Source organism: Nocardia beijingensis NBRC 16342 (assembly GCF_001612785.1).
Lineage (GTDB): Bacteria > Actinomycetota > Actinomycetes > Mycobacteriales > Mycobacteriaceae > Nocardia > Nocardia beijingensis.
The window spans coordinates 56,438-76,783 of record NZ_BDBC01000019.1 but is presented as its reverse complement, the minus strand read 5'-3'; the positions used below and the strand labels follow the sequence as shown (position 1 = coordinate 76,783).

The 20,346-nt window shown below is 69.9% G+C and carries 18 protein-coding genes; 9 read left to right on the top strand and 9 right to left on the bottom strand.

What is annotated here, in order from left to right; all coding sequences use genetic code 11:
* The 4 genes from gap to NB3_RS13505 all read left to right on the top strand — a co-directional run bounded on the left by gap (position 1) and on the right by NB3_RS13505 (position 3,817).
* Positions 1-1,020 (top strand): type I glyceraldehyde-3-phosphate dehydrogenase, encoded by a 1,020-nt coding sequence (gap, locus tag NB3_RS13520; RefSeq protein WP_063017743.1) that lies wholly within the window; start codon positions 1-3, stop codon positions 1,018-1,020.
* 5 nt (positions 1,021-1,025) lie between these two features.
* A complete protein-coding gene (locus NB3_RS13515; protein WP_067801936.1) occupies positions 1,026-2,240 on the top strand; it encodes a phosphoglycerate kinase in 1,215 nt (404 codons plus the stop codon).
* Between the two features lie 2 nt (positions 2,241-2,242).
* A complete protein-coding gene (gene tpiA / locus NB3_RS13510; protein ID WP_067801933.1) occupies positions 2,243-3,028 on the top strand; it encodes a triose-phosphate isomerase in 786 nt (261 codons plus the stop codon).
* Between the two features lie 144 nt (positions 3,029-3,172).
* Positions 3,173-3,817 (top strand): DUF1579 family protein, encoded by a 645-nt coding sequence (locus tag NB3_RS13505; RefSeq protein WP_067801925.1) that lies wholly within the window; start codon positions 3,173-3,175, stop codon positions 3,815-3,817.
* Positions 3,818-3,826: 9 nt separating this feature from the next.
* Here NB3_RS13505 and NB3_RS13500 read toward each other — a convergent pair whose 3' ends face one another.
* Positions 3,827-4,609, bottom strand: a complete 783-nt coding sequence (locus NB3_RS13500) for an META domain-containing protein (RefSeq protein WP_067801922.1) — start codon at positions 4,607-4,609, stop codon at positions 3,827-3,829.
* Between the two features lie 288 nt (positions 4,610-4,897).
* On the opposite strand from NB3_RS13500, the gene NB3_RS13495 reads away from it, so the two are divergent.
* From NB3_RS13495 to secG, 3 genes are read left to right on the top strand one after another with little or no spacing between them, the layout of a single operon-like run.
* Complete coding sequence (locus tag NB3_RS13495) at positions 4,898-5,842, top strand: EamA family transporter (RefSeq protein ID WP_067801918.1); 945 nt, start codon at positions 4,898-4,900, stop codon at positions 5,840-5,842.
* A gap of 10 nt (positions 5,843-5,852) precedes the next feature.
* Positions 5,853-7,451: an MFS transporter gene (locus NB3_RS13490; RefSeq protein WP_067801915.1), complete on the top strand. Its 1,599-nt coding sequence runs from the start codon at positions 5,853-5,855 to the stop codon at positions 7,449-7,451.
* Between the two features lie 55 nt (positions 7,452-7,506).
* Positions 7,507-7,740: a preprotein translocase subunit SecG gene (gene secG, locus NB3_RS13485; RefSeq protein ID WP_039798855.1), complete on the top strand. Its 234-nt coding sequence runs from the start codon at positions 7,507-7,509 to the stop codon at positions 7,738-7,740.
* Positions 7,741-7,965: 225 nt separating this feature from the next.
* Here secG and NB3_RS13480 read toward each other — a convergent pair whose 3' ends face one another.
* Positions 7,966-8,814 (bottom strand): SDR family NAD(P)-dependent oxidoreductase, encoded by an 849-nt coding sequence (locus NB3_RS13480; protein WP_067801913.1) that lies wholly within the window; start codon positions 8,812-8,814, stop codon positions 7,966-7,968.
* A gap of 101 nt (positions 8,815-8,915) precedes the next feature.
* On the opposite strand from NB3_RS13480, the gene NB3_RS13475 reads away from it, so the two are divergent.
* Together NB3_RS13475 and NB3_RS13470 are read left to right on the top strand one after the other, a co-directional pair.
* Positions 8,916-9,851 (top strand): alpha/beta fold hydrolase, encoded by a 936-nt coding sequence (locus NB3_RS13475; protein ID WP_067802259.1) that lies wholly within the window; start codon positions 8,916-8,918, stop codon positions 9,849-9,851.
* Positions 9,852-9,912: 61 nt separating this feature from the next.
* Positions 9,913-10,515, top strand: a complete 603-nt coding sequence (locus NB3_RS13470) for a DUF7691 family protein (protein WP_067801911.1) — start codon at positions 9,913-9,915, stop codon at positions 10,513-10,515.
* A gap of 8 nt (positions 10,516-10,523) precedes the next feature.
* Here the strand turns inward: NB3_RS13470 and NB3_RS13465 are convergent, their stop codons facing one another.
* The 7 genes from NB3_RS13465 to tkt all read right to left on the bottom strand — a co-directional run bounded on the left by NB3_RS13465 (position 10,524) and on the right by tkt (position 19,989).
* Positions 10,524-11,003, bottom strand: a complete 480-nt coding sequence (locus NB3_RS13465; protein ID WP_067801909.1) for an SRPBCC family protein — start codon at positions 11,001-11,003, stop codon at positions 10,524-10,526.
* A gap of 48 nt (positions 11,004-11,051) precedes the next feature.
* The gene (locus NB3_RS13460) at positions 11,052-13,367 is read right to left on the bottom strand and encodes a transketolase C-terminal domain-containing protein (RefSeq protein WP_084486206.1); all 2,316 of its coding nucleotides are present in this window, start codon (positions 13,365-13,367) and stop codon (positions 11,052-11,054) included.
* A 106-nt stretch (positions 13,368-13,473) separates the two neighbouring features.
* Positions 13,474-14,229 carry a 6-phosphogluconolactonase gene (pgl, locus tag NB3_RS13455; protein WP_067801907.1) on the bottom strand — a complete coding sequence of 252 codons (756 nt, stop codon included), beginning with the start codon at positions 14,227-14,229 and terminating at the stop codon, positions 13,474-13,476.
* The gene (gene opcA / locus NB3_RS13450) at positions 14,222-15,130 is read right to left on the bottom strand and encodes a glucose-6-phosphate dehydrogenase assembly protein OpcA (protein WP_174553200.1); all 909 of its coding nucleotides are present in this window, start codon (positions 15,128-15,130) and stop codon (positions 14,222-14,224) included. The genes pgl and opcA overlap by 8 nt, the downstream gene beginning before the upstream one ends.
* On the bottom strand, positions 15,127-16,701 hold the full coding sequence (gene zwf / locus NB3_RS13445; RefSeq protein ID WP_067801888.1) for a glucose-6-phosphate dehydrogenase: 1,575 nt from the start codon (positions 16,699-16,701) through the stop codon (positions 15,127-15,129). Before zwf ends, opcA begins: the two co-directional genes overlap by 4 nt.
* Positions 16,702-16,704: 3 nt before the next feature.
* Complete coding sequence (tal, locus tag NB3_RS13440; protein ID WP_067801886.1) at positions 16,705-17,841, bottom strand: transaldolase; 1,137 nt, start codon at positions 17,839-17,841, stop codon at positions 16,705-16,707.
* 6 nt (positions 17,842-17,847) lie between these two features.
* Positions 17,848-19,989 (bottom strand): transketolase, encoded by a 2,142-nt coding sequence (tkt, locus tag NB3_RS13435; protein WP_067801884.1) that lies wholly within the window; start codon positions 19,987-19,989, stop codon positions 17,848-17,850.
* Between the last annotated feature and the right edge of the window lie 357 nt (positions 19,990-20,346).

Below are 20,346 nucleotides of genomic sequence, written 5' to 3'. Positions count from 1 at the left end.
GTGACTGTCCGGGTAGGCATCAACGGCTTCGGTCGTATCGGACGTAACTTCTTCCGGGCGGTGGAGGCGCAGAAGGCGCTCGGCACCACCGACATCGAGATCGTCGCGGTCAACGACCTCACCGACAACGCGACCCTCGCGACCCTGCTCAAGTACGACTCGATCCTGGGCAGGCTGCCCCAGGACGTCTCCCTCGACGGCGACGACACCATCGTGGTGGGCGACCAGCGGATCAAGGCGCTGGCCATCAAGGAGGGCCCCGCCGCGCTGCCCTGGGGCGACCTGGGCGTCGACGTGGTCGTCGAGTCCACCGGCATCTTCACCGACGCCACCAAGGCCAAGGGCCACCTGGCTGCGGGCGCCAAGAAGGTGATCATCTCCGCGCCGGCCAAGGGCGAGGACATCACCATCGTCATGGGTGTCAACGACGACAAGTACGACGGCAGCCAGAACATCATCTCCAACGCCTCGTGCACCACCAACTGCCTCGGCCCGCTGGCCAAGGTGCTCAACGACGAGTTCGGCATCGAGCGCGGCCTGATGACCACCATCCACGCCTACACCCAGGACCAGAACCTGCAGGACGGCCCGCACAGCGACCTGCGCCGCGCCCGCGCCGCCGCGCTGAACATCGTGCCCACCGGCACCGGCGCCGCCAAGGCCATCGGCCTGGTGCTGCCCGAGTTGCAGGGCAAGCTGGACGGCTACGCGCTGCGCGTCCCGGTCCCGACGGGCTCGGTCACCGACCTGACCGCCACCCTGCGCAAGTCGGCCTCGATCGAGGAGATCAACGCCGCCTACAAGGCCGCCGCCGAGGGTCCGCTGAAGGGCATCCTGAAGTACAACACCGACCCGATCGTCTCCAGCGACATCGTCACCGACCCGGCCTCGTCGATCTACGACGCGCCGCTGACCAAGGTGATCGACGACCAGGTCAAGGTCGTGTCCTGGTACGACAACGAGTGGGGCTACTCCAACCGCCTCGCCGATCTCATCGGCCTCGTCGGCAAGTCGCTCTGACGCGCATGGCTGTCAAGACACTCGCGGACCTGCTCGGCGAGGGCGTCGAGGGCCGGGGCGTGCTGGTGCGCTCCGACCTGAACGTGCCCCTCGACGACCAGGGACAGATCACCGATCCCGGCCGCATCATCGCCTCCGCGCCGACCATCAAGGCGCTCGCCGAGGCGGGCGCCAAGGTCGTCGTCACCGCGCACCTCGGCAGGCCGAAGGGCGGACCGGACCCGAAGCTGTCGCTGGCGCCGGTGGCCGCCAGGCTCGCCGAGGAGCTGGGCCGCAATGTGCAGCTCGCCGGTGACGTGGTGGGCCAGGACGCGCTGGCGCGGTCGGAGGGCCTCACCGACGGTGACGTGCTGCTGCTGGAGAACATCCGCTTCGACCCGCGCGAGACCAGCAAGGACGACGCCGACCGGGCCAAGCTGGCCGCGGCGCTGGTCGAGCTGGTCGGCGACGACGGCGCGTTCGTCTCCGACGGGTTCGGCGTGGTGCACCGCAAGCAGGCGTCGGTGTACGACGTCGCGCAGGCGCTGCCGCACTACGCGGGCACGCTGGTCGCGGCCGAGGTGGACGTGCTGGCCAAGCTCACCGAGAACCCGGACCGGCCGTACGCGGTCGTGCTCGGCGGTTCCAAGGTCTCCGACAAGCTCGCGGTCATCGAGGCGCTCGCGCCGAAGGTCGACACGCTGGTGATCGGCGGCGGCATGTGCTTCACCTTCCTTGCGGCACAGGGCCTTTCGGTGGGCGCCTCGCTGTTGCAGGAGGAGATGGTCGACACCTGCAAGCGGCTGCTCGAGCAGTACGCCGACGTCATCCATCTGCCGCGCGACATCGTGGTTGCCGACAAGTTCGCCGCCGACGCGGAGTCGAAGGTGGTTGCGGCGCACGAGATCCCGGACGACTGGCTGGGCCTGGACATCGGCCCGGATTCGGTGGACCGCTTCGCGGCCCTGCTGACCGAGGCGCGGACCGTGTTCTGGAACGGGCCGATGGGCGTGTTCGAGTTCGAGAAGTTCGCCGCGGGCACCCGCGGGGTGGCCGAGGCGATCGTGACGGCCACCGGCAAGGGCGCGTTCACCGTGGTCGGCGGCGGCGACTCGGCGGCGGCCGTGCGCGCGCTCGGCCTGCCAGAGGACGGCTTCTCGCACATCTCCACGGGCGGCGGCGCGTCGCTGGAGTACCTGGAGGGCAAGGAACTGCCCGGCATCGCGGTGTTGGAGGACTGAGCATGGCACGCAAACCGCTCATCGCGGGCAACTGGAAGATGAACCTCAATCATCTCGAGGCCATCGCTCTGGTGCAGAAGATCGCGTTCGCGCTGCCGGAGAAGTACTTCGACAAGGTGGACGTGGCGGTGATCCCGCCGTTCGTCGACATCCGCAGCGTGCAGACGCTGGTCGAAGGCGACAAGCTGCTGCTCACCTACGGCGGCCAGGACGTCTCGGTGCACGAGTCGGGCGCCTACACCGGCGAGATCAGCGCGAGCATGCTCGCCAAGCTGGGCTGCACCTTCGTCGTGGTCGGGCACTCCGAGCGGCGGCAGTACCACAACGAGGACGACGCGACCGTGCTGGCGAAGGCCAAGCAGGCGCTCAAGCACGGGATCACCCCGATCGTGTGCATCGGCGAAGGCTTGAACATCCGCGAGGCGGGCACGCACGTCGAGTACAACCTCGAGCAACTGCGTGGCTCGCTGAAAGGCCTGACGGCGGAGGAGATCTCGAAGATCGTCATCGCCTACGAGCCGGTGTGGGCGATCGGCACCGGCAAGGTCGCCACTCCCGCCGACGCGCAAGAGGTGTGCGGCGCGATCCGCGGGGAACTGGAGAAGCTCGCCTCGCCGGAGGTCGCGGCGGGTGTCCGCGTGCTCTACGGCGGGTCGGTGAACGCCAAGAACGTCGGAGAACTGGTCGCGCAGAGCGACATCGACGGCGCGCTGGTCGGCGGCGCTTCGCTCAAGGGTGACGAATTCGCCACTCTTTCCGCCATCGCCGCGGGCGGCCCGCTGCCCTGACCCCTGGCACTACCCGCGACAGCCCGGTATCGCCGCTCCCGCGATACCGGGCTGTCGTGCGTTTCCCAGCGGTGAACGACCGGCGCGGTCGGTCCGTGCGATGATGACGCGGCTCGAATCGCCGGTCGGACAAGGATTTCCGTGATGCCACGCAAGCTGTACGCCGCACTCCCGGTCGCGCTCGTCGCGCTGGCCGCCCTCGCCGGTTGTTCCGGAGACACCTCGCACGACGAGCACACCCACCACGACGCGACCTCCGCCACCGCGACGGCGGCGCAGCCGCAGCAGCAGGACGCCGGGCACCGCAGGCTGAACCAGCTCGTGGGGGAGTGGAAGGGCGAGAAATCGACCTACATCGCCGGTGGCACGGCGGAGAATCCGATCAGGAGCGAGATCGTCTCGCGGTGGGACTGGATCGCCGAGACCGGCGGCAACTTCCTGCGGGAGCAAGCGGAGGGCGCCTTCGGCGACAAACCGTACTACCGGCTCGGTCTGCTCGGATTCGCGCCGACGGACAACCGCTACGAGTGGACGACCGTCGACAGTGTCACGCCGATGACGATGAGCTACAAGGGCGCCAAGAACAGTGGCGGCGACCCCGACATCGTCATGGCCGGGGAATTCACCGATCCCGGTGTGCTCGGCCCGCAGTTCGTGGGCAAGACCATTCCGATGCGCACGGTGATCCGCCCGGAATCGGCCGATCGGGTGGTCATGGAGATCTACTTCGCGCCGCCCGGCGAGGCGGAGCGGGTCGCCGATCGCGTGGTGCTCACGCGGAAGAAGTAGCGGGCGCGCTCACTGCGCGTGCAGGACCAGTCCCGCGCCGTTGTCGTTGCGCAGGGTCAGCGTGTCGGCGTCCACCGCGGCGGTGGTCTTGCCGTCCAGGGCTTTCAGCACGGCCTGCTCGACTTCCATCACCTCCGGCGAGCACATCATCTTCGTGGTGGCGATCCGGAACGTGATCCCGGTACCGGACACCTCGGCGCTGCCGGTCATGCGGTTGCACCCGGCGTTGCCGGAGACACCGCCGTCCTCGGCGATGACGAGCGTGGGCTGGGCCTCGTCGAGGGCGCGGGAGCGGACCTGGCTGTTGTCGGTGATGAGCGCGGTGGCCAGCCACGGCGTGCCCTTGACCGGTTTGTCCGGCCGGGCGACCTTCTTGTCGAGCAAGGTGACGGTGCGGTCGGGGCTGTGCAGCATCAGCCGCGCGTCGTCGAGCCGCCAGCTCGGCTCGGAATTCAGCAGCTCGCTGAGCCATTCGTCGGCTCCGCGCCGATCGTCCTCGCAGGCCATGAGGGTGGTGGCCAGACCGGAGACGTGCAGGACGTGGTCGTCGAAGGAGACCGCGCCGGTGAACTTGTTGCAGCCGGCGTCTGCGGCGACGCGGCTGTCGGTGAAGCCGAGCGTCAGCGGTCCGCCGCCGGGAATCGGAGTGCCCTGCACATCGGTCGAGATGAAGGTGCGGTCCACCGGAGTCGGTTCGTCGGCGCCCCGCTTCGGTTCGCCGCTCGAGCACCCGGTGATCGCGCAGAGGGCGAGCAGGACGACGGGTCCCAGTCGCGCCGAGTGTGCCACCATGCGGCGATGCTACCGATGTCGTCCAGTTCCACCAGGATTTCGGCGGTCGCGGCGGCTGCGCGGGGCAACCGTGGCCGGGCGGAAACCGGAACTCATGGGATGACTCGCCGCGCCTCGTACTAGGATCTGTGCCGTGCACCGGTGCTTCCCCATCACCCCGCCGCCCGCCTCCTGAGCGAGGTGTAGGTCTCCAGCGCGCCACCGAGCGGTGAGCGCGCCCTTTCGGCATTGCTGTGCACCTCGCTTCCGCGACCCCTTATCCCTCTCGTCGCAGGAGCGCGATTCTCGATGTCCTCATCTGTGTCCTCGACCGGCCGTTCGGGGCTGGTCCACCTCGTCGGCGCCGGAATCCTCTGGGGTACCGGAGGTCTGCTCGGCACCTTGTTGCACCGGGCCACCGGGTTGTCACCTGTCGCGGTGGCGACCTGCCGGCTCGCCGTCGGCGGGCTGCTGTTGGTGGCGCTGCTGGTGAGTACGCGGCGGCCGTGGCCGCGCGACCCGCTGGCGTGGCGGCGGATCGGCGCGGTGGCCGTGCTCGCGGCGGTGTTCCAGGCGGCCTATTTCGCCGCCGTGACGACGTCGTCGGTGAGCCTCGCCACGTTGATCACGATCGGCATGTCGCCGGTGCTCGTCGCCGCGCTGGAGCATTCCACCGGAAGGCGCGCGGTGGACCGGCTCCGTGCGGTGACCATCGGCATCGCCCTCTGCGGACTGGCTCTGCTGGTCGGCGTCCCGACCGGCGACGCGGGGGCAGGCGGGTTGCTGGCGGGTGCGGTGCTCGCGTCGACGGCCGCGGCGGCGTTCGCGACGGTCACCGTGATCAACGCGACGCCCGTTCCCGGGCTCGACGCGATGACCACCACGGGCCTCGGGTTCACCGGTGGCGCTGTGCTGCTGGCTCCGCTCGCGGCGGCGGGCGGTGTCGCGTTCGATCCGACGCCGAACAGCGTCGCGCTGGTGCTCCTGCTGGGGCTGGCGCCCACCGCCGTGGCCTACACCCTGTACTTCCGGGGGCTCGCGACGGCCGGTCCCGGGCTCGCCGCGGTGCTCGCCCTGCTCGAACCGCTCACGGGAGCGGTGCTGGCGGCGGTGTTCCTGGGCGAACGCCTCACCGCGCCGGGGCTGGCCGGCGCCGCCTTGCTCGTCCTGGCGGTGCTGCTCGCGGCGAGACCGGCGCGACCGGCGGCGCCTGCGCAGGACACGGCGGCGGGAAGGTGTTCGTCCCGCGACTAGACTCCGGCGAGTGACCACCGCCGCGACGACGCCGATTTCCACCTGGGCGCCGCTGCGTTCTCCGGTCTACCGGGCGCTGTGGGTGGCGCAATTGGTGTCGAACCTGGGCACCTGGATGCAGACCGTCGGCGCGCAGTGGATCATGGTCGATCAGCCCAACGCGGCGGCGCTGGTGTCATTCGTGCAGACCGCGATCACGCTTCCGGTGATGTTGCTGTCCATCCCGTCCGGCGTGATCGCCGACCTGCTGGATCGGCGCAGGCTGCTGCTCGGCGCGCAGTCCACGATGGCGGTGCTGGCCATGGTCCTGGCGGTCTCGACCGCGACCGGGCACACCACGCCCGCGGTGCTGCTCACCCTGTTGTTCCTGCTCGGCTGCGGCCAAGCGCTGACCGCGCCCGCCTGGCAGGCCATCCAGCCCGAACTCGTCCCGCGCGAGCAGATCCCGGCGGCGTCGGCGCTGGGCAGCATGAACATCAACATCGGAAGGGCGGTGGGTCCGGCGCTGGCCGGGGTCCTGGTGTCGCTGTCCGGGCCGACGCTGGTGTTCGCGCTGAACGCGGTGTCGTTCGTCGGCATCGTCGCGGTGCTGACGGTGTGGCGCCGCCCCGCGACCGATCGGCGTCTGCCCACCGAGCGCCCGCTGGCGGCCTTGCAGGCGGGCACCCGGTTCATCCGCGCGGCACCCGCCATCCGCCGGGTGCTGTTGCGCTCGATCCTGTTCATCGCGCCCGCCAGCGCGGTGTGGGCGTTGCTGCCGGTGGTCGCGCGTGATCAGCTCGGATTGTCCTCGTCCGGGTACGGCCTGATGCTCGGCGCGCTCGGCATCGGCGCGGTGCTCGGCGCCGCGGGGCTGTCGCGGTTGCGCGCGTGGCTGACCCCCACTCAGCGGTTGACCGCCGCCGCGATCCTGTTCGGACTGGCGACGGCGGGCAGCGCGCTGCTGAGCGTCGTGCCGGTGGTGCTCGTGCTGCTGGTGTTCGCGGGGCTGGCCTGGCTGCTGGCCATGTCCACGATGAACTCGACCATGCAACTGCTGTTGCCGTCCTGGGTGCGCGCCCGAGGACTGTCGGTGTACCTGCTGGTCTTCATGGGCGGACAGGCGATCGGCTCGCTGGTCTGGGGCGTGGTCGCCGACGCGATCGGTACGGTGCCCGCGCTGCTGTGGGCCGCGGCGCTGCTGGCGTTCTGCGCGGTGAGCACGGTGTGGCTGCCCATCCGCAACGATCCCGAGCTGCTCGATCTCACACCATCGGCGTTCTGGCCGGAACCGGAGCTGGTGGTCGAACCCGATCCCGACGACGGTCCGGTGCTGATCCTGCGCAACTACGACGTGCCGGAGGAATGCGTGGAGGAATTCCTCGCCGCCATGGCCTTCGTCGGGCGCTCCAGGCAGCGCACCGGAGCGATGGAATGGCGCCTGTATCGCGACGTCGGGGTGATCGATCGCTATGTCGAGGCGTTCGTCGTGCGCTCCTGGGCCGAGCACATGCACCAGCACCAGGTTCGGCTCACCGCCCAGGATCAGCTGCGGGAAGAGGCCGTCGCGAAGTTCGGCGCCGCCGAAGGGGAACAGGTCACCCACCTGGTCGCGGTCGACCGGCGGTAGGCCCCGCCGAGTGCCTGATTCGGTGCCGTCGCACCGACCGCATACACTGTCCGGCATGCGGATGTTCCTGGATATCCTCCTGATCATCACCAGCGTGCTGCTGGTGCTGCTGGTGCTGCTGCACCGCGCCAAGGGTGGAGGTCTGTCCAGCTTGTTCGGCGGCGGCGTGCAGTCCAGCCTGTCCGGGTCCACCGTCGTGGAGAAGAACCTCGACCGCGTCACCATCTTCACCGGCGTCATCTGGCTGATCGCCATCCTCGGCATCGGCCTGGAGATCAAGTTCGCCTGATCCCCGCGGTCACCGCGCCCGCCGTGAGCGCCGCCGCGCCGAGCACGATCGCGGCGATGACGAACGCGGCGGAATAGCTCGTCCCGATCACCGGGGCCACCACCAGCGGACCCAGGATCTGTCCCGCGCCGTAACCGGCGGTCAGCGGCGCGGCCGCGGCGCTGACGCTCGAAGCCGGTCCCGCCGCGTTCGGTGCAGCGCTTTCTCGGTGTGCTCTGACCGGCGTCAGTCGAGGCGATGAACGCGGCCGTCGACGTCGGTGAACCCGTAGTACTCGGCGAGATCGGCGACCGGCCAGGGAAGTCCGGTGCGCGCGCGCCGCCCCGCGTCGGTGGCGAGCGCGACGACGGCGCGGCCGGTGAAGCGCGGCGTCTGCGCGTCGCCGAGGTCGAAGGTGCCCTCGCCGGGGAGGGTGACCAGCCGCCTGCCCTCGGCATCGGCCGGAACCAGTTGCAGCAGTTCGGTGTTCACGATGCCCGGCCAAAGCGAGACCACGGTGACCTCGGTGCCGGCGAGATTCTGCGCCAGGTCGGCGGTGAGCCGGTCGACGGCGGATTTCGCGACTCCGTACACCGCGTTGTGCATGTACCGGCGCGCGCCCGGCGACGAGATGTTGACGATCAGCCCGCCGGACTCGATCAGCAGCCCAGCGGCGAAATAGCTTGCCACATAATGGGATCGCACGCCCACGTCGAACGATTCGTCCCATGCCTCCGGCGGGACCTCCCAGAACGGCTTGCCCAGCCAGCGGGCCGCGGCGGGGGAGTTGTAGACGTTGTTCACCAGCACGTCCAGTCTGCCGTGCTCGGTGCGGATCAGCTCGAACAGCCGCTCCACCGCGTCGTCGTCGCGGTGGTCGCACACGAACGGGATGCCGGTCCCGCCCGCGGCATCGATTTCGGCGGCCGTGGCGTGTACGGTGCCTGGTAGTCGTCCCTGCGCCGTCGAGCGGCCGGTGACGAACACCGTGGCGCCCGCCGCGCCGAGTTCCAGCGCGATGCCCTTGCCGATGCCGCGGCTGGCGCCGGTGACCACCGCGACCTTGCCTTCGAGCCTTTCGGGTATTCCGCTCACGAAACCGGAACATTACCGTGAAACGATAACGTGTTCTAGTGTATCGCTGGGAGGTCCGAGTGGAGCTGACGCATCGGTTCGTGACGACCGGCGGCGTGCGAATGCACGTCGCCGAGCAGGGAGCCGGGCAGCCGGTGGTCTTCTGCCACGGCTTCCCGCACACCTGGTACATCTGGCACCGTCAGCTTCCCGCGGTCGCGGCGGCCGGATACCGTGCCATCGCGCCGGACCTGCGGGGTTACGGGCGCACCGATATCCCGGCCGACCCGGAGGCGTACACCAATCGCGCGGTCTGCGGTGATCTGCTCGCCCTGCTCGACGACATCGGCGCGCAGCAGGCGGTGTTCGTCGGCTTGGACTTCGGTGCGGCCCTGGTATGGGAACTGGCGTTGCGCGCGCCGGAGCGGGTGCGCGGGGTGGTCGTCCTGAACAATCCGTTCGCGCCGCGTCCGCCGCGCGCTCCGTCGCAGCTGTGGGCCAAGGCGGCGGCTCGGCACTTCCTGCACTTGCACTACTTCCAGACTCCCGGCGTGGCGGACGCGGAACTCGGCGCGCGGCCACGGGAGTTCCTCGCCCGCGTGTACCACGCGCTCAGCGCCGACTATCACTACCTCGACACCTGGCGTTTCCCCGCCGAGGGCACCGGCTACCTCGACGTGCTGCCGCAGGCCCCCGCGCTGCCGTGGCGCTGGCTCGGCGCGGACGAATTGGACGTGCTGGCCGAGGATTTCGAGCGAACCGGGTTCACCGGCGGATTGAACTGGTACCGCAACCTCGATCGCAACTGGGAACTCACCGCCGACTACGCGGACGCGAAAGTCACTGTGCCCGCCTACTTCCTGTACGGCGACCGAGATCCCGACATGGAAGGTTTCAGCGGCCGCGATCCGCTCGCCACGATGCGCGCGCACGTCGCCGACCTGCGCGCGGTGACCGAGATCGCCGACGCGGGCCACCTCGTCCAGTTGGAACGGACCGAGCAGGTGAACGCGTTGCTCACCGCTCATCTGGCCCATCTGGCCGCGCATCCGGCCTGAACCGAATCATCGTCGGGCTCAGGCGCGTTCGATGTCGGTGGGCACCGCTACTGTTCGGTGAATGAGTTATGGCCTGAGCATCTACGTCGTCGAGCTGGACCGGATCAAGGGCGCCATCGGGTCAGGGGACGACAAGCTCCGGCGGATGATCGGCGGCCGGTTCAAAGCCCAGCTCACCCATGACGACGACTGGTTCGCCGAGGAGATCGCGGCCGGCGCGCCCACCCGCTACGAGGCGGTGCGCGCCGTCATCGACGGCGGCCCGTTCGACCCCGCCTACGGTTTCCAGTACGGCTACGCCTTCCAGACGATCTGCCAGTTCTACGGCCGGTTCGTGGACAATCGCTACTTCTCGGCGTTCCGGGGCCGCTGGCTCGACCACGTCGACGACGGGCTGGCCACGCTCGGCATCAAAGCGGTCAGTGTCCGGTCGTTCATGTACCACTCGCTGCCGCCGTCGCTGCCGCAGCCGGACGAATTGCCCGGCTACGGCGAGTGGACGCCGGAGCAGTGCGCGGAAGCGCTGGTGCAATGGGAGTCGACCACGCCACCGCAACGCGAGGAGGTGGATCACGAGGTGCTCGCCGCCATCGAGTCCTGCGTGGCGTGGATCCGGGAGGCGCAGGCGCGTCCCGGCTGGGGTGTCGCCGGATTCTTCTACTGACCGCGGGCCTAGCGGTATTCCCCGGCCAGCTTCGGATAGTCCGACCAGCGCGGCAGCGGTTGATAGTCGAGGTAGGCGGTGAGGCGGTCGAGCAGGTACTGCCAGCGCGGGCCGATGACGCCCGCGTCGGCGGGGGAGACATGACGGCGGGTCAGCTCCACGGTGGTGACCACGCCGACCTGGGTCATCCGGACTTCCAGCAGGCAGCCGTCGACGTGCACGACCAATTCGTGCGGCGCCTGGCAGTGGTCGACGCGCACCGCGACCGGACCGGACACGGGACCGTCGAACAGATCGATGGTCAGGTTGCCGTTGCCGCCGGAGACCGCGCCGAGCCAGCGGGCGAGCTGGCCGCGTTCGGTGGCCGCCGACCACACCTCCAGCACGGGCTTGTGGAACGACCGCAGGTAGTGCAGAAGCACCAGGTCGCCGTCGGCCGTGTGCTCGTGCTCCGGTCGCACCTCGCCGAGCATGGACATCGTGGTCATCGCGAGTCCTTTCCGCTGCTGGTCACCGTCGTGCTCACTGTATTTCCACTATTCCCCGGCCGAATCGAGTTCCGCGGAATGCGGGGCTTCGGCGCGCCGCGGTCGTGCGCCGGTCGCCTCGCTCAGCAGGCGCAGCGCCGCGGCTTCGATCCGGTCCTCGTCGAGCAGCACCGTCGCGGCGGCCGGACCCAGAGGCACGAAACTGTCCTCGCTGGTCACACGCGCCAGGCGGCCGGTGAAACCGGCATCCACCAGCGCGGCGCACACGGCCTCCGACACACCCCCGCTGCGGCGGGTCTCGTCCGCCACGAGGACCCGCCCGGTCGCGCGCGCGTGGCGCAGCAGATCGTCCACCGGCAGGGGAGCGAGCCAGCGTAGGTCGAGCACGCGCGCGTCGATGCCGTGCCGGGCCAGACGCCGCGCCGCGCGCAGGCTCATCGGCACCCCGTTGGCGAAGCCGACCAAGGTCAGATCGGCGCCGTCACCGTAGACGCGGGCGCGGCCGATCGCGGCGTCCCCGGCCGCGGACGGGCACGCCAGCCATTCGTCGTCGCCGGGACGATGCAGGTCGCGGGTGTGATACAGCGCGATCGGCTCGAGGTACAGGCAGACCCTGCCGTCCACGCGGGCCGCCGACACGCACGTGCGCAGCATCGCCGCTGCGTCGTCGGCGCGGGCGGGCGAGGCGAGCACGATGCCGGGGATGTCACGCAGCGCGGCCACCGAGTTGTCGTTGTGGAAGTGGCCGCCGAAACCCTTCTGGTAGGCGTATCCGGCGATCCGCACCACCATCGGATTGCGGTAGCGGCCGTCGGAGAAGAACGACAGCGTGGCCGCCTCGCCGCGGATCTGGTCGGCGGCGTTGTGCAGGTAGGCGAGGTACTGGATCTCCGGAATCGGCACGAACCCGGCGAGTGCCGTGCCCAACGCGGTGCCGAGGACGCTCTGTTCGTCCAGCAGGGTGTCGAACACCCGGCGCGCGCCGAACGCCTTCTGCAAACCTTTGGTCACGCCGTACACGCCGCCCTTGCGGCCGACGTCTTCCCCGAAGACGAGCACGTCGCGATCGCGTGCCAGCAGACTCGCGAGGGTGTCGTTGATCGCCTGCGCCATGGTCATCGGCTCGGTGCGGGCCGCGCCGTTCCGGCGTGACGCGCCGACGCCGATGATCGCCTCCGGTGTGTCCGCGTGTTCGCGCTGGTCGCGGGGGAACGGGCCGGGTCGGAGCGCGTCGGCGCGCACGAGCGCCGGGCGGGCGCGGGCGATCGGGGCCAGCACGGCCGCCGCCGAGGCGAGTTTCGGTTCCGTCGAGACGAGTTCGGCGACGGTGGCGACCCGGCGGCCGATGGCGGCATAGCGGTCGAGCACGTCGGCGGGCGTGGCCACGCCGGACTCGATCAGCAGCCGTGCGGTGGCCAGGACCGGATCGCGGGCGAGGTCGGCGGCGATCTCGGCGGGGCGGCGGTAGGCGGTCTCGACGTCGGATCCCGCGTGACCGAGCAGACGCACGGTCCGCAGGTGCAAGAACGCGGGCGCACGGCGCTCCCGCACCCACCGCGCCGCGGTGTTCGCGGTGGTCAGCGCGTCGACGGCGGCGCAACCGTCCGCGGAGAACCAGGCCAGGCCGGGGCGGCTGCCGTACGCCTGCCGAATCCACTCCGCTGGGGTGGGAACGCTGATCCCGATGCCGTTGTCCTCGCAGACGAACAGGATCGGCATGGCGACGCCCTGCCGGGCGGTGTGGATCGCGGCGTTGATCGCCCCGGCCGCGGTGGAGTGATTGGCCGACGCGTCGCCGAAACTGCACACCACGACCGAGTCGGCGGGCCAGGGACAGGGGACATCGAGCCGGGCCGCGCGATCGATCGCGAACGCCAGCCCGACGGCGCGTGGGAGGTGTGAGGCGATGGTCGAGGTCTGCGGGATGACGTCGGCGGCGGCGCTGCCGAACACCTTGTGCCGCCCACCGGAGATCGGGTCCGCCGCCGCGGCCACCACCCCGAGCAGGACGTCCCGGATGGGATCGAGCCCCGGCACGCGCCGGGCCCGGTGCACGAAGAACGCTCCCGACCGGTAATGCAACAGGGCGGGATCGGTGACCCGCAGTGCGGCCGCCAGAGCGGCATTGCCCTCGTGGCCGGACGATCCGATGCTGTAGTAGCCCTGCCGGGCAGCACCGAGGCGGCGGGCCGCGAAATCGAGATGCCTGCTCGTCGCCTGTGCTTCGAACAACTCGAGGCATGCCGCGCCGGTGATCGCCGCGCCCGGTGCGATCGGCTGATCCGCCGCGCGGCCGGGGTACGGCGCGAGTGCGGCGACGGCGGCACGGAACCGCTCGTCCAGCTCGACTGCCTGATCGGTCACCGACCGATCATCTCGTAAACTCCGCCGCTCGGCGGGGATATCCGACGGTGTTCTTACGAAAACCGGGGTTGCTGACAGGTGGATTTACGAGGTGGCGGACAGTCGCTCAGCGCAGGGCGGACGCGGCCTCCTGATCGAGCAGCCAGGTGGTGGAGTCGATGCCCGTCGCGCCCGCCGCGGGCACGTCCACCGGGTCCGCGCCGCCGATGGCCGCGGCGACCGCCTCGGCCTTCGCCGCGCCGCCGACCACCAGCACGACGTGCCTGCTGCGGCGCACCGCGGGCAGGGTCAACGTCACCCGCACCGGCGGCGGCTTCGGCGAATTCGTCACGGCGACGACGAGTTCGTGCGCTTCCCGCACCGCGTCGGTATCCGGGAACAGCGAATTCACGTGACCCTCGCCGCCCATGCCGAGCAGGTGCAGATCGAACGCGCCGTGTTCGGTGAGGTGGGCGTGCACCGCGGCGGAGTACTCGGCGGCGGCCTCCACCGGATCGGGGTACTCGCCGTCGGACACGGCCACCGGGTGCACGCGCGCCGGATCCACCGGCACGTGGTCGAGCAGCGCCTGCCTGGCTTGCAGGTCGTTGCGCTCGGGATCGTTCGCGGGCACGAAACGCTCGTCGCCCCAGAACACCTCGACCCGGGACCAGTCGATGTCACCAGGCGCCTTGCGCACCTGCTCGAGCAGGGCGATGCCGGTGCCGCCGCCGGTCAGCACCACCGACGCCGAACCGCGCTCGGCCTGAGCGGCCACGACGACCGAGACGAAGCGGGCCGCCGCGGCGGCCACCAGCGACTCGGTGTCGAGATGCACCTCGACGGTGTCGCTGGGGAACGGCGAATCGGTGTGCTCACTCATAGATCACCCTTTCGATTCCGGCCAGCGCCTCGGCGTAGATCTCGTCCGCGTCCAACCTGCGCAGATCCTCGGCGAGGCAGTCCCGAGTCTCCCTGCGCGCCAGCGCGATGCGCTGCACCGGTTCGCCGGTGCGGGTCAGCGTGGCGGTGCGCCCGGTCTGCGGTCGTTCGATCGCGATGGAGACGGTGGGCCGATGCAGCTCCACCCGCAGCGGGCCGGTGCGCCTGCGCACGGGACAATCCAGCCGGGCGGCCAGCCAGCCGGCCAGCATGTCCAGGGCGGGCTCGTCGCGCAGCCCGGAGACCGTCACCGAATCCACCGGCTCGAACGGCGGCTCGTCCATGGCCGACGCCAGCAGAGCCCGCCAGTAGGTGATCCGGCTCCACGCCAGATCGGTGTCGCCGCTGGCATAGGACCGCAGCCGCTTCTTGATCGCCGCCTGGGGATCGGCGGCGAACGTGGCGTCGGTGATGCGGCGGCCCGCGAGACGGCCGACCGAATCCTTGGACGGGAACTCCGGCGCTCCGCGCGGCCACCAGGCGACCACCGGAGTGTCCGGCAGCAGGAACGGGGTGACGACGCTGCTCTCGTGATTGACCAGTTGGCCTTGCAGCCGCAGCACGATGACCTCGGCCGCGCCCGCGTCGCCGCCGACCCGGATCTGCGCGTCCAGCCGGGTGGGCGCCTCCCGGTCGCCGCGCGCGAGCACCACCACGCGACAGGGGTGCTCGCGACTGGCCTCGTTCGCCGCCTCGATCGCGTGCTCGGCCTCGGAGCTGTCGAGCGTGCACACCACCAGCGTGAGCACGCGGCCCATGGTGATCACGCCGTTGCTCTCGCGTAACTGCACGATGCGCTTGGTGACCTCGCCGGTCTTGGTGTCGGGCATGTCGACGATCACGGGCGCCGCCATTCCCGCCCGGTGCGGGCGATCATCTCGTCCGCGGACGACGGACCCCAGGTGCCCGCCTCGTACGGCTCCGGCCTTCCCCCCGCGGCCCAGTGGTCGAGCACCGGATCGAGGATGCGCCAGGACAATTCGACCTCCGCGTTCACCGGGAACAACGACGGCTCCCCGAGCAGCACGTCGAGGATCAGGCGTTCGTAGGCCTCCGGCGAGGACTCGGTGAACGCCTCGCCGTAGCTGAAGTCCATGTTGACGTCGCGTACCTCCATGCTGGAGCCGGGCACCTTCGAGCCGAACCGCGTGGTGATGCCCTCGTCCGGCTGCACCCGGATGACCAGCGCGTTCTGGCCGAGTTCCTCGGTCATGGTCTGGTCGAACGGCAGGTGCGGCGCCCGCTTGAAGATCACCGCGATCTCGGTGACCCTGCGTCCGAGCCGTTTGCCGGTGCGCAGGAAGAACGGCACACCCGCCCAGCGGCGGGTGTCGATCTCCAGGCGGATCGCGGCATAGGTCTCGGTCCTGGAGTTCGGGTCGAAGCCCTCTTCTTCCAACAGCCCGACCACGTGCTCGCTGCCCTGCCAGCCCTCGGTGTACTGGCCGCGCGCGGTGGTCTCGTCCAGCGGTTCGATGAGCCTGGTCGCCGAGAGCACCTTGATCTTCTCGGTCTGCAATTGCTTGGGCTCGAAGCTGATCGGCTCCTCCATGGCGGTGAGGGCCAGCAGTTGCAGCAGGTGGTTCTGGATCACGTCGCGCGCGGCGCCGATGCCGTCGTAATAGCCTGCGCGTCCGCCGAGGCCGATGTCCTCGGCCATGGTGATCTGCACGTGGTCGACGAAGTTGGCATTCCAGATCGGCTCGTACTGCTGGTTGGCGAAGCGCAGCGCGAGGATGTTCTGCACCGTCTCCTTGCCGAGATAGTGGTCGATGCGGAAGACCCGCTCCTCCGGAAACACGCCGTTGACCAGCGCGTTGAGTTCCTGCGCGCTCTTCAGGTCGTGCCCGAACGGCTTCTCGATCACCACCCGCCGCCACGGCTTGCGCGCCGCGTCCGGCCCGGTGGTCTGGGCCAGGCCGTGCGCGCAGAGCTGATCGAGCACGACCGGGAACATGTTCGGCGGGATGGACAGATAGAACGCGTGATTGCCGCCGGTGCCGCGCTCCTTGTCCAGCGTGGTCAGGGTGTCGGCGAGCCGGTCGAAGGCCGCGTTGTCGTCGAAGGTGCCCTGGACGAACCGGATGCCCTCCAGAAGCTGATCCCAGACCTCCTGGCGGAACGGGGTGCGCGCGTGCGCCTTGACCGCCTCCAGCACCACTTGAGCGAAGTCCTCGTCCGCGTAGTCGCGGCGCGCGAAGCCGACCAGGCCGAAGGCCGGGGGCAGCAGCCCCCGGTTCGCCAGGTCGTAGATGGCCGGCATCAGCTTCTTCCGCGACAGGTCACCCGTCACGCCGAAGATGACCATGCTGCACGGTCCGGCGATGCGCGGAAGCCGTTTGTCCCGTTTGTCCCGCAGCGGGTTGTGCCATTCGGCCGCGTCGGGCCGATCCTCGGCCGCTGTCCCGGCCATCGATCAGCCGTTCCCGGTCGACGCCGACTTCAGCTCGTCGGCGGTGGCGGAAAGCAGCTCCTCCCAGGACTTCTCGAACTTGTCCACGCCCTCGCGCTCGAGCACCGCGAACACGTCGTCGAGGTCGACGCCCACCGCGGCGAGCCGGTCGAAGACCTCTTGGGCCTCCTCCGCCTTGCCGCTGATCGTGTCGCCACTGATCACGCCGTGATCGGCGACGGCCTGCAGCGTCTTCTCCGGCAGCGTGTTCACCGTGTTCCCGGCGACCAGCTCGGTGACGTACATCGTGTCCGGGTACTCCGGGTTCTTCACGCCGGTCGATGCCCACAGCGGCCGCTGCCGGTTCGCGCCCGAAGCGGCCAGGGTCAGGAACGTGGAGGTGTGCTTGCCGCCGTCGAATACGTCCTGGTACTCGGCGTAGGCCAGACGGGCGTTGGCGATGCCTGCCTTGCCGCGCAGCGCGAGCGCCTCCTCGGTGCCGATCGCCTCGAGCCGCTTGTCGATCTCGGTGTCCACGCGGGAGACGAAGAACGAGGCGACGGAGTGGATCTTGGCCGGGTCGTGCCCGGCGACCTTGGCCTTGTTCACGCCTTCCAGGTAGGCGCCCATGACCGCGCGGTAGCGCTGCACCGAGAAGATCAGCGTGACGTTCACGCTGATGCCCTCCGCGAGCACGGCCGTGATGGCGGGCAGGCCCTCCTCGGTGGCCGGGATCTTGATGAACAGGTTGGGCCGGTCGACGATCTTCCACAGTTCGACCGCCTGCGCGACGGTCTTGCCGGTGTCGAACGCCAGGCGGGGGTCGACCTCGATGGAGACCCGGCCGTCCACGCCGCCGGTCGCCTCGAAGACCGGGGCGAACACGTCGCAGGCCGCGCGGACGTCATCGGTGGTGATGGTGCGGATGGCGGCGTCGGCGTCGGCGCCTTGCGCGGCAAGGTCTTTCAGCTGGCCGTCGTAGGCGTGGCCCTGGCTGAGCGCACCCTGGAAGATCGTCGGGTTGGTGGTGACACCGACGACCGACCTGGTCTCGATCAGCTCGAGCAGGTTGCCCGAGCCGATCCGGTCCCTGGACAGATCGTCGAGCCATACGGACACCCCCGCCGCCGAGAGGGCGGCGAGATTCTCGTTCTGAGCCATGAGCGCTTATCCCTTCACGTTCTCGAGCGTGCGCTGCGCGGCGGCAACGACGGCTTCCGGAGTGAAGCCGAATTCGCGGAACAGGGTCTTGTAGTCGGCGGAGGCGCCGAAGTGCTCGATCGACACGATCTCGCCCGCGTCACCGGCGAACCGGTACCACGGCATCGCGATACCGGCTTCGACGATGACGCGCGCGGCGATCGCGGGGGGAAGCACTTCGTCCCGGTAAGCCTTGTCCTGCGCGTCGAACCACTCCACGCACGGCATCGACACCACGCGGGTGGCGATGCCCTGCTCCTCCAGCGTAGTGCGGGCGGCGACCGCGAGGTGGAGCTCCGACCCGGTGGCGATCAGGATCACTTGCGGTGTGCCCGTGGACGCCTCGGCCAGGATGTAGCCGCCCTTCTTGACGCCTTCGTAGTTGGTGCCCTCGAGGATCGGCAGATCCTGGCGGGTCAGCGCGAGGCCGGACGGGCCGTCCTGGTGCGGCGGCTCGGACACGGAGAAGTGCGAGCTGTGCTCGCTGCTGTCGCGCTCCAGAATGGTGCGCCAGGCGTAGGTGGTCTCGTTGGCGTCGCCGGGACGGACCACGTTCAGGCCCGGGATGGCGCGCAGCGCGGCCAGGTGCTCGATCGGCTGGTGGGTGGGGCCGTCCTCGCCGAGACCGATGGAGTCGTGGGTCCAGACGTAGATCGCGGGCACCCGCATCAGCGCGGCCAGGCGCACCGAGGGGCGCATGTAGTCGCTGAACACCAGGAAGGTGCCGCCGTACGGACGGGTCGGGCCGTGCAGCGCGATGCCGTTGAGGATCGCGGCCATGGCGTGCTCGCGGACGCCGAAGTGCAGGGTGCGGCCGTACGGGTCGGCCTTCCACATGCCGGTGGAGATCGACTCCGGCCCGAAGCTGCGCTGGTCGGGCATGGTGGTGTTGTTGGACTCGGCCAGGTCGGCCGAACCGCCCCACAGCTCCGGCAGCACCGGCGCCAGCGCGGCGAGCACCTTGCCGGACGCCTTGCGCGTGGCCATGCCCTTCGGATCCGGTTCGTAGCTGGGCAGATTCGCGGTCCAGTTCTCCGGCAGCCGCCGCGCGAAGAGGCGGTCGAACAGCGCCTTGTTCTCCGGGTTGGCCGCGGCCCACGCGTCGAAGGACTGCTGCCACTGCTCGTGCGCCGCGCGGCCGCGCTCGATGGCCTTGCGGGTGTGCTCGATGACGGCCGGGTCGACGTCGAAGCTCTTGTCCGGGTCGAAGCCGAGGATCTTCTTGGTGGCGGCCACCTCGTCGGCGCCCAGCGCCGCGCCGTGGGCGGTGCCGGTGTTCATCTTGCTGGGGGCGGGGTAGCCGATGATGGTGCGCAGCACGATGATCGAGGGCTTGCCGGTCTCGGCCTTGGCCGCTTCCAGCGCGGCCTCGATGGCGACGACGTCTTCGCCGCCCTCGACCACCTGCACGTGCCAGCCGTAGGCCTCGTAGCGCTTGGCGACGTCCTCGGTGAACGCGATGGTGGTGTCGTCCTCGATGGAGATCTTGTTGTCGTCGTAGATCACGACGAGGTTGCCCAGCTGCTGGGTGCCCGCGAGCGACGACGCCTCGGAGGTGACGCCCTCCTCGAGGTCGCCGTCGGAGGCGATGACGTAGATGAAGTGGTCGAACGGGCTGGTGCCCGGCGCGGCGGCGGGATCGAACAGGCCGCGCTCGCGACGCGCCGCCATCGCCATGCCGACCGACGAGGCCAGGCCCTGGCCGAGCGGGCCGGTGGTGATCTCGACGCCGTCGGTGTGCCGGAACTCGGGGTGGCCCGGGGTGAGCGAGCCCCACTTGCGCAGGTTCTTCAGGTCGTCCAGTTCCAGGCCGTAACCCGCCAGGTACAGCTGGATGTACTGGGTCAGGCTGGAGTGACCGGCCGACAGCACGAACCGGTCGCGGCCGACCCAGCTCGGATCGCTCGGATCGATGCGCATGGTGCGCTGGTAGAGGGTGTACGCCAGCGGCGCCAGGCTCATCGCGGTGCCGGGATGGCCGTTTCCGGCGTTCTGCACCGCCTCGGCGGCCAGGACCCGGATGGTGTCGACAGCCTTGGTGTCCAGATCCGTCCAGTCGTCCGGGTGGTTCGGCTGAGTGAGGGCGCGGATGTCGTCTGTGATCGACACGACCGAGGTTCTCCTGACATTGGTTCGTCGACGGCGGGTGGGTTTCTGACGGCGAGGATCGCGCGGCAGCTACGGCGTGCTAACCGGGTATACCCACCTACCCTAGATGTGCCCACTGACCGGCACACCATTAACCCTGTGTTGGTTCGGCGATGCCCATTGCGCTGCATGTTCGCAGGTGGGATTCGGCAGCCCGCGATCGCCGCGGCGGCGTGTTGGCGGCCTTGCGCGACGGGCGGTCGGGCGAGCGGAACCGGTCCCGACGACGCTATGCGCGGCAGCTGCGCGCAGCCTTGGCCGCGCCGCGAACACCCTGGTAGAAAGCGCGTTCGACAGGGAAGGAGGCCCCTGAGCAAG